Source organism: Herbidospora mongoliensis (assembly GCF_001570545.1).
Lineage (GTDB): Bacteria > Actinomycetota > Actinomycetes > Streptosporangiales > Streptosporangiaceae > Herbidospora > Herbidospora mongoliensis.
On the sequence record NZ_BBXD01000009.1, the window covers coordinates 973,646 to 987,199 of the forward strand.

The 13,554-nt window shown below is 70.0% G+C and carries 9 protein-coding genes and 1 pseudogene; 8 read left to right on the forward strand and 2 right to left on the reverse strand.

Going from position 1 to position 13,554, the window contains the following annotated elements:
• The 7 genes from AW272_RS08800 to AW272_RS08830 all read left to right on the forward strand — a co-directional run bounded on the left by AW272_RS08800 (position 1) and on the right by AW272_RS08830 (position 10,984).
• The gene (locus AW272_RS08800; protein ID WP_066362448.1) at positions 1–2,460 is read left to right on the forward strand and encodes a fibronectin type III domain-containing protein; all 2,460 of its coding nucleotides are present in this window, start codon (positions 1–3) and stop codon (positions 2,458–2,460) included.
• Positions 2,457–3,551 (forward strand): TRAFAC clade GTPase domain-containing protein, encoded by a 1,095-nt coding sequence (locus AW272_RS08805; protein ID WP_066362449.1) that lies wholly within the window; start codon positions 2,457–2,459, stop codon positions 3,549–3,551. Before AW272_RS08800 ends, AW272_RS08805 begins: the two co-directional genes overlap by 4 nt.
• Positions 3,552–3,554: 3 nt before the next feature.
• Entirely contained in the window at positions 3,555–5,708 is a 2,154-nt protein-coding gene (locus AW272_RS08810; RefSeq protein ID WP_066362451.1) for a GAP1-N2 domain-containing protein, read from the forward strand.
• Positions 5,709–7,292 carry a TRAFAC clade GTPase domain-containing protein gene (locus AW272_RS08815; RefSeq protein WP_066362453.1) on the forward strand — a complete coding sequence of 528 codons (1,584 nt, stop codon included), beginning with the start codon at positions 5,709–5,711 and terminating at the stop codon, positions 7,290–7,292.
• An 89-nt stretch (positions 7,293–7,381) separates the two neighbouring features.
• Complete coding sequence (locus AW272_RS08820; RefSeq protein ID WP_218010819.1) at positions 7,382–8,782, forward strand: pectate lyase family protein; 1,401 nt, start codon at positions 7,382–7,384, stop codon at positions 8,780–8,782.
• A gap of 52 nt (positions 8,783–8,834) precedes the next feature.
• Positions 8,835–9,707: an ADP-ribosylglycohydrolase family protein gene (locus tag AW272_RS08825; protein ID WP_066362458.1), complete on the forward strand. Its 873-nt coding sequence runs from the start codon at positions 8,835–8,837 to the stop codon at positions 9,705–9,707.
• A gap of 140 nt (positions 9,708–9,847) precedes the next feature.
• Positions 9,848–10,984: a toll/interleukin-1 receptor domain-containing protein gene (locus AW272_RS08830; protein WP_066362459.1), complete on the forward strand. Its 1,137-nt coding sequence runs from the start codon at positions 9,848–9,850 to the stop codon at positions 10,982–10,984.
• Positions 10,985–11,189: 205 nt separating this feature from the next.
• Here AW272_RS08830 and AW272_RS08835 read toward each other — a convergent pair whose 3' ends face one another.
• Both AW272_RS08835 and AW272_RS45545 read right to left on the reverse strand, forming a co-directional pair.
• Entirely contained in the window at positions 11,190–12,797 is a 1,608-nt protein-coding gene (locus AW272_RS08835) for a M10 family metallopeptidase domain-containing protein (protein ID WP_275527287.1), read from the reverse strand.
• Positions 12,798–12,809: 12 nt separating this feature from the next.
• Positions 12,810–12,926: pseudogene (locus AW272_RS45545) on the reverse strand (peptidoglycan-binding domain-containing protein); the annotation flags it as partial.
• 89 nt (positions 12,927–13,015) lie between these two features.
• On the opposite strand from AW272_RS45545, the gene AW272_RS08840 reads away from it, so the two are divergent.
• Positions 13,016–13,554: winged helix-turn-helix domain-containing protein (locus AW272_RS08840; protein ID WP_066362461.1), on the forward strand; the 539-nt coding region annotated here is incomplete at its 3' end.

Sequence of the window (13,554 nt, forward strand, 5' to 3'; positions counted from 1 at the left end):
ATGCCCTTCGACGAGGCCCGCTATGTGCGGGAGGTGCTCGACCCGGCGCGCGCGACGGGCGTCCCTCCCGAAGATCTGGTGGTTCGGTACGCCCTGAGCCGTGATCCGACCCAGATCGGGGAGACGGTCAAAGCCGTGCGGCAGTGCTGGCGACGGCAGCGCAGCCAGCTGAAGTTCCGGCGGCTCGTCGACCGGCTCGAAGCCGACCACTCCCGGCTGGCCCCGATCTTCGACGCGGCCGTCGGCGGCGATCTCGGCCCGTTGAACCAGGCGCTGGCCCAGGCCGGGAAGCGGGATCGAGCCCGCCTCGACGAGGCCCGGCGGCGACTCGACGACGCGGCGGGGCGACTCCGGATGGTCACGCCCGACGTGGTGGCGGGGATCGCGCGGTCGACCGGGCTCGATCTGGCACCGCTGGCCCGTGAGCTGGGGGTTTCCATCCAGGAGCCCGAAGTACTGGCGACCGTTTCGCCCTATGCCGCCTATGACCGTCTCAAAGAAGCGCTGGAGACGTTGCAGATGCGGCATCTGGCCGCTTTCGTCGTGGGTCCCGAAGGGCCCTACCGGGTGCTGCGCCCCACCAGCCTGCCGCTGAACGCGGTCGAGGCCGATTGGCGGCGGAAGACCCGGGGGCCGTGGACGACGGCGGCCGACACGCTGCTGACCGCACTGAAATCCGACCCGGCCGCGTTGATCCGCTACGACATGGTGGCCCGGCTGCGGGAGCGGGTCCGCGAGCATCCCTATGACGACACGCTGCTCCGCCACGCCATCGACGACCTGGGGCTCGAAGCCGACGAGGCGCGGCGGCTGGTGTTCGCGGTCCGGCAGGAGACCGGGGCCGGGGGCGGGCCGCTGGCCCGGTTGCGCGACCTGGCCGACGCCGGGGAGATCCACGCCGCCGCCGACCTGGCCGCCTCGCTCGATCTCGACGGTCCCGCGGCGGAGCTGGCCGCCGAGATCAGGGCCCGGCTGGCCGCCGCCGAGGCGCTGCGGGAGAAGGCGATGGCCGCCTCGGACGCCGACGAGGCGTGGCTGGCGCTGGCCGACGCCCTGCGGCGGGTCCCCGATCTGCCCGGTGCGGCCGATCTGCAGAGGCGGCTCGTCCCGCTGCCGGCCGAAGAGGTGCGGGCCACGGTCGACGGCGCTTCGGTGACGGTCACGTGGCGTCCGTCGGGCTCGAAGGCGGGCGAAATTTCGTACGAAATCCTGAGAAATGGCTTTCCCATCGACGGCGGCGAACCGTTCCGGGTGACCGACGCCGAACCGCCCATCGACGAGCCGCTCGTCTACGGCGTGGTGGCCCGCAGGGGCGCCGCCGCCCCCGCTCGCGTGACCGCCGCCCCGCCGGTCACGGTCCGGCCCGAGGTCGCCGACGTGCGGATCAGAGCTGGCGACGGCCTGGTCACCGGCCGCTGGACCCGGCCCGCCCACGCCGCCGGGGTGGTGGTGACCCGCGACGGCACCCCCATCGAGATCGACGGCGCGGGTTTCACCGACCGGCTGGTCCGGAACGGCGCCGGATACGTCTACCTGGTCAAAGCGGTCTATTCGGGCGGCGTGACGACCGCTGGGGTCCGCGCCCGCGCCACCCCGCATGCGAGGCCGGTGCCCGTGCGGGACTTCACCGTCGAACCCGCTCCCGACGGCCAGATCCTGCTCCGCTGCCCGCCGCCTCCCGCCGGTCACGTGGAGTTCCGGCTCCTGGAAACCGCTCCCCCGTGGGCCTTCGGCACGACGATCTCGCTGGCCGAGGCCCGCGCCACCGGCCGCGCCCTGGCGGGCCTGCCCGCCCCCGACGGGCATCTCGTCAAGGCGGCGTCGGGGGTCCTGCTGGCGGTCACCGTGGCGGGCGACCTGGCGACGATCGGCGGCACCCGCGAGCACGTCAACCTGACCCCGCCGAGGTCCCTGAGCACCGAGCGTCTCGGCCCGACCGTGCACGTGGGCCTCGACTGGCCGCCTGACGTGCCCGAGGTCGAGGTGGTCGTGAACGGGGTGGCGACGCTGGTCAGCGCCGCGTCCTACCGGGCGCAGGGCGGGTTTCGGGTGGACGTGGCCGAGGACGAACCCGTCACGGTCGAGGTGGTGCCGACGGCGCTGGTGGGCGGGGTCCGATTACGCGGGCCCTCGTTGGTGCGCTCTCTGGAGGCGGTGACGCCGGTACGTTACGACATCTCCCGAAGTGGACCGTTCTGGCGGCGTCGCCTGGTCGTCGAGGTCTTCGCCGAACGGCCGGTCGCGCTGGCCAGGCTGGTCCTGGTGCTGCGCCCGGGGCGGGTGGAGCCGCTCAACCCGGATCAGGGGACGGTTCTCGGCGAGTGGGCCGACGTGCTGACGCCGGCCCGCTTCGAGGTGAAGGTGCCCCGGCAGGCGAAGCCGTACTGGCTGAAGTGTTTCGCCGGGGACGGCGTCGAGCTGATCGGGCCGCCGGTGCGGCGGCTCAAGGTGGGCTCATGATCACTTGCCCCTACTGTTTCGCCCGGGTGGCCGAGGACAAGATCGCGTTCCGGTGCGTCGGCGGGTGTGACCCGGTGGCCGACGAGCCGCTGGGAGAGCTTCGCGGCGGTGTCCCCCCGTCGCTGCCGCCGGTGTTCCAGGTGCGGCGGCCGGGGCGGCGGGCCGACTGCCCCACGTGCAAGAGGGACACCGGGCGGCGGGTCTGCCCCGAATGTCACAGCGGCCTGGCCGCCGAATACTGCGCCAACCCCGGCCGGATCGTCGCCCTCATCGGGGCGAAGGGATCGGGCAAGAGCACCTACATCGCGGTGCTGCTGCACGAGCTGATGAACCGGGTCGGCGCCGAACTCGACGCCTCGCTGGTGCCGTGCGACGACCGGACGATCGAGCGCTACCGCCGCGACTTCGCCCGCCCGCTCTACGGCGAGCACCGGCTGCTGCGGGCCACCCAGTCGGCGGTGACCGACACCCTGCGCGACCCCCTCGTCTACCTGCTCAGCCGGACCGTGAAGGGCCGGTTGCGCAGCCGCAGGGCGGCGCTGACGCTGGTGCTGTTCGACACGGCGGGCGAGGACCTGCGCAGCCGCGAGGTGACCGAACGGCACCTGCGCTATCTGCGGGCGTCGGACGCGGTGGTGTTCCTGGTCGACCCCGCGTCGTTGCAGACGCCGTCCGACGATCCGGACAGCGATCCGGTGAACGTGATCGCCCGGGTGACGGAGCTGCTGCGTACGGAGAAAGGGCCCTTGAAGATCCCCGTGGCGGTAGCACTGAGCAAGATCGACGCGCAGAAGCGGGAGAGCGCCTCGGCGCTGCACCGGTCGCGGACCCCCTCGGGGGCCTTCGACCTCGACGACCACGAGGGCGTGCACGAGCAGGTCCGGGCGCTGCTGGACGGCTGGCAGGCCGGCGCGCTCGATCGGTATCTGCGGCAGAACTACGCCGACTTCGCGTTCTTCGCGCTGTCGTCGCTGGGCGAGGTGCCCGGCGACGCCGAAGTCGGTCCGGGCGGCATCCGCCCCTACCGGGTCGAAGATCCACTGCTGTGGCTTCTGCACCGGTTCAACATGCTCGACGGCGTACGGAGGTAGGTCATGGCCTGGCAGCTCCAGTACACGTCGGCCGAATCGGGCCCAACGGGCCGGGCCGGGTTCCAGGTGACCGCCGAGACCCCCGGCCTGCCGCCCGTCCTGCGGGAGCGGAGCCTGCCCTTCCTGGTCTACCAGCCGCCGCCGGACGCCTCGTCCTCGGAGATGCCCGTCTCCATGGCCTATGGGCGTGAGGTGCTGGCGCGGTGCGTCTATCTGGGTCAGGACTATTCGGGGCGGTACGGGAACTTCCTGGGCCACGCGGTGCTGCTGGGCGAGGGGGACCTGGTCGGGTTGCGGCCGATCGAGTTCTGGGGCGCGTCGTGGTGGGCCGATCAGCCCGTCCCCGGTGACCTGCCGTCGCTGGAGCCCTCACCCGGACCTTTCCTCGACCCCGAATCCCTGGTGGCGTGGCTGGCCTCGCTGGGGCCCGACGCCTTTGTGCGGCTCGGCGGCCTGCTGGAGTCGGTGCGGCTGTTCCTGACCCGGGGACACGGGCGGCTGGTGCTGATCAGCCCCGACGTCTCCGAGATCGTGCGCTGGATCGCGGTGATCTCTTTCTCGCTGCCGTGGGCGTCGGCGATCCGGGTCTCCTTCGTCACCTACACCGGCGACCCGGCCTCATCGGGTCAGGTCATCGCGGGCACCACCCCCGACGTGTGGATCCCCCCGGACATCGACGCCACCGTGATCCGCCTCGACGAACCCCCCGCCCCCGTGCGGACCGGCAGGTTCGCCGGAACCGTCGCCGGATTCTGGCGGCGCGGCGACCTCGACGGGCTCGACGCGCTCGGCGAGCTGGGCGACGACCCCGAGACGGCGGCGGCCCTGCTCGCGCTCTGCCGGGGCGACCACACGGTCTCACCGGAGGAGCAGCTCGCCATCGCCGGGCTGGCCGCCGACGGCCTGCCGGATTGGGCGTGGCGGCGGCTGGGCTCCCAGGCGGCGCTGCTGACCCATGACCTGGCGTCGGTGGTGGCCGTCCACGCCGTCGAGGGCGCGGCCCGGTGCGTGTCGCTGGCCCTGCGCGATCCCGCACTGCCGTTGCCGGTACGGCTCCCGCCCCCCGGCTACGCCTCCGCGCTGGGAGCGGAGGCGACAGCGGTCCTGCGGTCGGCGCTCACCCCCGCCCAGGTGTCCGGGGTCGCCCGTGTGGCCGACGCCTGCGCCCTGCCGGTCGACCCGGCCGAGGTGGAGTCGGCGGCGGCCCGGACCATCCCCGGCAACCAGGAGGAGGCGGTCGCCGAACTGTCCCGGGTCCCCTCGGGCTGGCGCGAGCCGATGATCGCCGGTTACGTGGCCGGGCTGGAGGCCGCCCCCGGCGAGATCAGCCCCACCCTGTGCGGCCTGCTGGCCGGGAGCCCTCGCGACTGGCGCCGCGCCCCCCGGACGGGGGTGCGGGTGCTGGGCTGGCAGAACGCCCACGGAGGACGCGACCGCGTCGACGTGACGGTCGAACTCATGGACCAGGCGTTCGGGGTGTTCCGCGAACAGGTGCTGCCCGGGATGTGGACCGGTCAGCCCCTACCGGGCGAGATCTCCCGGCTGGTCGACCTGCTCGGCCCGCGCATCGACGCCAGCCCCACGCTGGGCGAACTCCCCGGCCGCGCGTTCGTCAAGGCTGGCCTGGCCGACGGCGCCGTGCTGGACCTGGCCGAACGCGTCCGCGACGGCCTGCCCGGATTCCCCGCCGACGACGCCGAGGCGACCCTGATCGCGGCCCGCCTCCCGTCGGCCCCCACCCCGGTGGAGGCCGCCATCGCGATCGACCGGCTGACCGAACTGACCCGCGAGGGCAACGCCGATCTGGCCGTGCTGACCCGCACCACCGCGGCGAAGGTCCTGTCGACGCGGGATCCCCGCTTCCGGTCGGCGGTGGCCAAGGCCGTCACCGACGCGACCCGCCGCTGGCTCATCCCCGAGTGGCTCAAACCCCGCCGGACCCGGGACCAGCGGATGGCACTGCTGGAGATCGCGATCAGGATGCGGGCCGCCGGGGTGATCGAACCCCGCCTGGACGCGTGGGCCCGCTCCGAGATCAACAACTGGGGGCCGTTCAGCTCGGTCGAGGCCCGCTTCAAACAGGACGCCGAACTGGCCGCCGGCCTGCGGGAACTGGCCGGACAGCGAAGACGTCTGTTCGGTCGCGGAGACCGGTAGATGTGGTGGCTCGTCCTGGTCGGCTTCTGGCTCGCGGCCATGTGGGCGGTGTTCGTGTTCGTCGTCCCCGTGCTGTTCGCGGTGACCGTGGCCGTCGCGGTGCTGGGGGCGCTGGGGGCCTACTTCGTCACGGCGGGGGCGGTGCTGCTGCCCGACCAGGGGGTGCGGGCGCCGCCGGAGGGCGCCGAGCCCGCCTACCGGCACTACCTGGTCTCGCAGGTCTGGCGTGACTGGTGGTCGGTGCTGGCCCTGTCGGTGCCGATCGTCGACGACCGGGTCCGACGGCTCCTCCGGTCGCTGACCAGGCTGCTGCTGAAGGACGAGCGGCGGTATGTGCTCTTCCCGTTGTGGCTGGGGGTCGTCGCAGGCCTGGTGGCGGCGGTGGTGCCGCTGAGCGCGGTCGCGCTGCTGGTCACGGCCGCCTACCTGGTGACCGTCGTGGCCGGGCTGCTGGCGTGGCTGGCGTTCGTCGGGGTGCTCCGCGCGGTCGAGCAGTCGGTGATGCTGCTGCGGCGGATCCTTCAGGCGTGTCCCTATCCCGGGTGCTACGCGCGGATCGACCGGCCCATCTACGCGTGCCCGTCGTGCGGGGCCCAGCATCGGGCGTTGCGCCCGGACCGGAACGGCGCGTTCCGGCACGTGTGCCGCTGCGGGGCGCGGCTGCCCACCACGATCCTTCTCGGCCGCCATCACCTGCGGGCGCTGTGCCCTCACTGTGGCCGGACGTTGCCCGGGAAGATCGGCAAGGTGCGGGTCGAGCCGGTCCCGCTCGTCGGCGGTCCTGACGCGGGGAAGACCACGTTTCTCGCCGTGGCGGTCGACGCCCTCAGGGAAACGGCCGGGGCCCGGTTCGTCGACCAGGGCGACGAACCGGGCCCCGGCCCCCAGTTGCCGAAGGCCGTCATGCTCGACGTGTCGGCCCGGATCATCTACCTGTTCGACCCTTCGGGAGAGCACTACACCGGCGCCAGCCAGGTGGAGGCGATGGGTTATCTCGCCCACGGCGAGGCGATGGTCCTGCTGATCGACCCGTTCGCGCTGCCCGCCGTCCAGGACAGCCTCGTGCCCGCCGACCGCGAGTTGCTGGCGGCCGGAGGCGTGGTCCCCTCGCGCGAAGACCCGGCCGACACCGTCCACCGGGTCCGCAACGAGCTCTCCACCCGCGCCGACGGCGGCCACCAGCGCCGCATCGCGGTGGTGGTCACCAAGGGCGACCTGCTGACCCGGACGACCACGGGCCAGGGCGCCGACGACGACCCGCGGACGTGGCTGACCAGCATGGGCATGGGCAACCTGGTCCGCGACCTGTCGAACCGGGGGTCCGAGGTCCGCTACACGACCTCGGGCCTGCCGCCGGACCCGGAGGAGATCGCGGGACTGCTGACGTGGCTGACCGGCCTGAGCGGCGAACCCACGGCTGACCGGTCGGCCGGGGAACCCTGGCGGCCGAGGTCCCGGCCCGAGGGACGTCCGCCACTCAGCTACACCGCCTTCCGGCGGCTGCTCTTCACCGCCGGCGTGGTGCTGAGTGCGGGCGCGGTGACCGGTCTGGTGCTCTGGTACATGCAACGTTCATCGGTCTGACCTGGTCGTCGCCGATAATTAGTTTGGTCGATTGACGAATTACCGAACGGGATTCTACGGTGCGGGCGCTCCCATCGAAGGAGGGCGTCATGCCCCTTCCCGTCCGCAGACTCCGACTACCGACGCAAGCACTTGCCGCCGCACTGGTGGCCGCGACACTGATCGCGCTCCCGGCGCGGGCGGCCGTCCCGGCCGCGAACGGCGTCTACACTCTGGCCTCCGCGTCCAGCGGCAAATGCCTGACCGTGGCCGGCACCGCCAACGGCGGCCCGGCCACCCAGATCGCCTGCGCCTCCGCCCACCAGTGGCGGGCCGTGCCACAGGGCGGCGTGTTCAACCTGGTCAGCGCGACCAGCACCCGCTGTCTGGACGCCCCGGCGACTCCCCAGCTCCAGCAGTGGGGCTGCGGCGACGGCCAGAAGCCCAACCAGCAGTGGACGTTCACCGCGTCCGGATTAGCGTCGGGGAAGTACCTGATCCGCAACGTCGCCACCGGCCTGTGCGTCTCCAATCAGGGCGGGTCCACCGCAGGCAACAACCCGGTCGTCCAGGAGACCTGCTCCGACGTCGCCCGGATGCAGTGGACCTTCAACCCGGCCGGCGGCCGGGCCTGGCCGGCCACCCCCGACGGCTTCGCCTCGACCGGCGGCGGCGCCACCGGCGGCGCGGCGGGCCAGACCGTGACCGTCACCACCTACGCCGACCTGGTCCGTTACGCCACGGCGAGCCAGCCGTACGTGATCAGGGTCAACGGCACCCTCAACGCCAGCCCGCGCGGCAACGAGATCAGGGTCGCCTCGAACAAGACCATCGTCGGAGTCGGGCGCGACGGCACGATCGCGGGCGGCGGCTTCTTCCTGGAGAACGTCAGCAACGTCGTCATCAGGAACCTGACGATCAGGGACACCCTGATGCCCGAGGACGACCCTGGCGACGACGTGTACGACTACGACGGCATCCAGATGGACAACGCCCACCACGTCTGGATCGACCACAACCACATCACCCGGATGAACGACGGCCTGCTCGACAGCCGTGAGGACACGACGTATCTGACCGTGTCGTGGAACATCCTGGCGGAGGGCCGCAAGGCCTTCGGCATCGGCTGGACCCCGAACGTCACCTCGCGGATGACCATCCACCACAACTGGCTGCGCGACAACAACTCCCGCAACCCGAGCGCCGACAACATCGCCTACGCCCACCTGTACAACAACTACCTGACCGGCATCACCGGCTACGGCAACTACGCCCGCGGCGGCACCCGGATGGTCCTGGAGAACAGCTACTTCGACGGCGTCCGCGACCCCTACTACCGCGACGCCACGGCCCAGCTCCGCCAGTCGGGCAGCACGGTCGTGAACTCCTCCGGCCGTCAGGAGACGGGCGGTTCCGCCTTCACCCCGAGTTCCTTCTACGCGTACCCCTCGACCCGACGGCCCAGGTCCCGACCCTGGTCCGCAATTACGCCGGCCCTCAGGCCGACATAGGTCTCTAGGAAACCTGAATGCCGCACCTGATCCGTCATGTGCGGCATTCACAATGGAACCGATGTCCGCCTCCCACGCCCGCGCCTCGCTCTCCGGCCTAGCCTTGGGTGACGCTTTCGGGTCCCAGTTCTTCGTCCCCGCCAACCGCCCCCACCTGACCGCCCGCTCTCTCCCACCGGCTCCCTGGCAGTGGACCGACGACACCGAGATGGCCTGCTCGGTGCATGACGTACTGACCAGAATCGGCAGCGTCGACGTCGACTACCTGGCCGCCGCCTTCGCCGCCCGCCACGACTTCGACCGGGGCTACGGCCCCGCCACCAACCGCCTGCTGCGCCTGGTCCGCGAAGGCGGCGACTGGCGCGAACTCGCGACCGGCCTGTTCGACGGCAAGGGCTCATGGGGCAACGGCGCCGCGATGCGGGTGGCCCCGCTGGGCGCCTGGTTCGCCGGCGACCCGGCCAGGGCCGCGCAGGAGGCGGCGCTGTCGGCCGAGATCACCCACACCCACCCCGAAGCGGTGGCCGGCGCGATGGCCGTCGCCGTGGCGGCGGGCCTGGACCCGTCCCTGTCCCCGGCCGGGTTCCTCGACCGGATCATGGAGCACGTCCCACCGGGTTTGGTCCGCAAGGGCATCGCCGAGGCCCGCCAACTGCTGACGATCAGCGACCCCCTGCTGGCCGCCCGGATGCTGGGCAACGGCCGCCAGGTCGCCGCCCACGACACGGTCCCGTTCACGCTGTGGGTGGCGGCGAGGGAACGCCGCGACTTCGAGAAGGCCATGTGGACCACCGCGTCGGCAGGCGGAGACGTGGACACGACCTGCGCGATCGTCGGCGGCATCATCGCGGCTTCGCCAGACGTGATCCTGCCCGCCGAGTGGCTCGACCGCCGCGAACCCCTGCCGGAGTGGGCAGGGGTCTAGCCGATCGGGGCTCGGCTACCCATCACCACCTGGGACGGGACACCCACCCCATTTTTCGGATGTCACTTAAATCCCTAAACAGTCCTACATCGTGAACCTTCAGCAACAGTAGTCACCTACAGCTCTGTAGCCTCCCCAACATGAACTCGACCAACGCTGCGGGCTTCTGGAGCTATACACACCGGGACAACCAAGCGGAGAACGGGCGTCTACTGCGCCTCGCCCAGGAGGTTCGCGAGGAGTTCGCCCTGCTCACGGGGAATGAACTGGAGATTTTCGTCGACCGCGAGGGGATCGAGTGGGGTGACGAATGGCGCCAGAGAATAGATGACGCACTTCAGGCCACCACCTTCTTCATCCCGATCATCACACCCCGCTATATGCAGAGCAAGGAATGCCGACGGGAGCTTCTCCTTTTCTCGGGCAAAGCCGCGAGCCTCGGTGTTAACGAACTCTTCCTGCCGATCCTGTACGCTCCGATACGACAACTCGAGCGCCCCGAAGAGAATGACGACGAGATCATTTCTCTTATTCAGCGCACCCAATACATGGACTGGCGCAAGCTACGACTGCTGGACGAGAACTCGTCCACTTACCGGGCGGAGATCAACGCCCTGGCGACGCGCCTCGTCGACATCGCGGAGCGGCTGCAGGAGAACCCTCCCCCACCTCCGACCTCTGAGGAGCTCGCCGAAGAAGCTTTCTTCCAGGGAGAGCCCGGGCTTGTCGACGTCATGGCCGACGCCGAGGGCGCCGCGGAGGCATGGCTCAAATCCATGGAAGATCTCGTCAGCTTGATGAGTGAGCTCAGAGACATGGTCGTTCCCATGACCGAGAAGCTCAAGGAGAACGACAATGCGGGGAAAGGTTTCGCCGGGCGACTCCTCCTCATGCGGGAGTTCGCCGCAGAGATGGATCCGATCGCGAACCGCCTGATGTCCATTTCGACCAGCTACGCGGAACAGGTGGTGAGAATAAATCCGGCCGTGCTCGCCGCCAAGCGAGAACTGAAAGAGGGCACCCGGAACACCACTCCGGAGGAGCGAACCGCGTACATCGAATCCATGCGCCAGCTCGCCACGAACATGGAGCCTGTCGTCGGCCTGCTGAACGGACTGATTCAAGTCCTGGACCAGAGCAAAGGTGTCAGCAGAGACATAGCCCGGCCGATCAGCAAGATGACCAAGGCTCTCAGCTACCTGCAGGACAGCCACGAACTGATGCGGCAGTGGACGATGCTCCCTGATGGCTTACCTGCCATCGCGAGCGCCGAGTGACGGTTTCCCTCACGAGAATCTCACCGGGACATGACACCGCTCAATCGACACTTCGCGCGGACCCCACGGGCACTCGCGAGGGTTGAGAACCCCAAGGGCCAGGCGTTGAGTGCCACCGGCGTCAGAGTTACGGGGGTTATGACAGAGAGTTCGATCTCTTCCACCGCCTGCAAACGCTCTCGTGACTCCGACGTGTCACGGAATCTCAAGTGCCCCATGTGATGAGTTTCAGGCTGGAATCGCCTGCTCTCACCGCGGTGACGATGGTCCCTCCCAACGGCTGGCCGAGGGTCGGAAGGGTGGCGGCCCCTGCGAGGTCGGCGCTGTCGCCCCAGCGGGTCACCGCCCCGGAGCTGGTCGTCTGCCAAAGAATGACCTTGAGGTTGCCGGATTCGGTGGAGACCGCGGTCGCCATTCGTCCGTCTGTCGCCATCGCGAGGTCGTGGCCGGTGGTGACCCCCGCCAGATCTCCGCTGTCGCCCAGCCGCTGGATTACGCCGCTGGGCTGGATGCGCCAGGTGATCAGCTTCAGTGTGTCGGATGCGGTCTTCACGGCGGTCACCGCATGTCCTGACGGGTCAAGGGCGACCTTGATCAGTCGGCTGCTTCCTGCCTGGTTACCGCTGTCGCCGAGCCGCTGTACCGCGTTGTCGGTGACGCGCCAGACGATGAGCAGGAGGTTGCCGGCACTGTTGCGAACAGCGGTGAGTACCCGATCCGCGTCCAAGGCGACCATGTCAATGTCGGTGACGTTTCCGGCCTGGGTTCCGCTGTCGGCCAGGCGCGTGAATGTATCGCCTGGCTGCATGCCCCAAGCGATGACGCGCAGGTCCCCTTCACCTGTCCGGCATGCCGTGACCCAGCGTTGCGACCTGGGGGTGACGATTCGGATCAGGCTGGCCGCACCGGCCAGGGTCCCGCTGTCCCCCCGCCGCTGGATGGAGGTGCCGTCGTCGGCGACCTGCCAGCTGATCAGCATGAGCCTTCCGGCATCCGTCCGGCAGGCGGTGATGAACCGGGAGCCTGAGATGGACCGGACGATGTCGATCGAGGTCGCGGCGCCGGCTTGATTGCCGCTGTCGGCCGTGCGAGTCAGCGAGGCGTCGGCGGCCAACCGCCAGCCGATCAGTTTCAGCGTGCCGTTCTGGGCCCGGACCGCGGTCAGCAGTCGCCCCTCGTTCTGGCGTGCAACGGCGATCTCCGCCACGAAACCGGCCTGTTGTCCGCTGTCGCCCTGGCGGCACAGGGCGGGATAGAGGCGACGGATCCCGTCGATGTCATCCTGGGTGAGCTGACGGCGGACACCTTGGTAGGAGCGGAACATGACCGCGCCCGGGACAGTTGAATGATCAAGCCCGAGCAAATGGCCGATCTCGTGCAGTGCAACGGTCTCGGTGTCGAATGTCTGGTTGGCTCCGGACAGGCTCCATGTCTCAGCGTCGTCGAAATGCAGCGCGCCGGCATTGGCTCCACCGCAGGGGGGCGGGTAGAAGGCGTGCGCCAAAGTGTTGCCGACACCGTCGAAAGCAGAGTTGTCTCCATGGGCTCCGGTGAACCAACCGACGGTGAAGTTCGCGGTCGTGGCCGTGGTCTGCTGAAAGCTCACTCCGCATAGCGCCGATGCCCACGTGCGGAAGGCGCGTTGTATCGCGGCCTGTTCGTTGGCTCCGGGGATGTCACCGGTGGCGTTGGCGAACCGGTAGGTGAAGGTTGGCGTGTTGTAGCTGCATCCACGCAGGACGAAGTCCGAGCTCGCTCCCCGGCGGGCCACCCCCACGGTAGGTCGGTCCGAGACTCCGCATCGAGCCTCCATGAGGGCATCGATGGTGACCGGATCCAGTTCACCCGTCTCCGCAAGCCCTCCGACGTGCTGGAACATCCGAAGCGCGTCGCTCGTAGGCGCGTCCAGCAGCCCCGATTCAACAGCGGTGGTCAAATATCCGTATCTAGAGAGCGTTAAGGGCTTGGGTTACGGGCTTGTGGTGGTCTGGGAGAGCTGACCGCGACTGGTTGCGGGGTTATGCAGGTGGGATGAGGTATCCCGACAGTGGCGGGCTGACCGCCGAGCAGCGTGTGAAGCGGGAAGTGGTGCGGTTACGGGCGGCCGACCGGTTCGCCGAAGGCGCCACCGACGCACAGGTGGCGCGGGAGTTCCGGGTGTCGCGAATGTCGGCCAACCGGTGGCGGCACGCCTTTGAGTCCGCCGGCCGTGAAGGACTGCTGTCCAAGGGGCCGGGCGGGGAGGTCTGCCGGCTCGACCCGGACCAGGTGGCGGAGCTGGAGACAGCGCTGGAGGCCGGACCGGCCGTGCACGGGTGGGACGATCAGTGCTGGACGTTGTCCCGGATCGCCGAGGTGGTGCGCCGCCGATTCGGGGTCGGCTACACCCCGGCCGGGATCTGGTACCTGCTGCGGCGGGCGGGATGGTCCTGGCAGGCGCCCTCCCGCAGGGCGGCCGAACGCGATGAACAGGCCATTGCCGCCTGGAAGGACGAGCAGTGGCCGATCATAAAAGGACCGCGACCCGGTTGGGGGCCTGGCTCTGCTTCGAAGACGAGGCGGCCCAGACC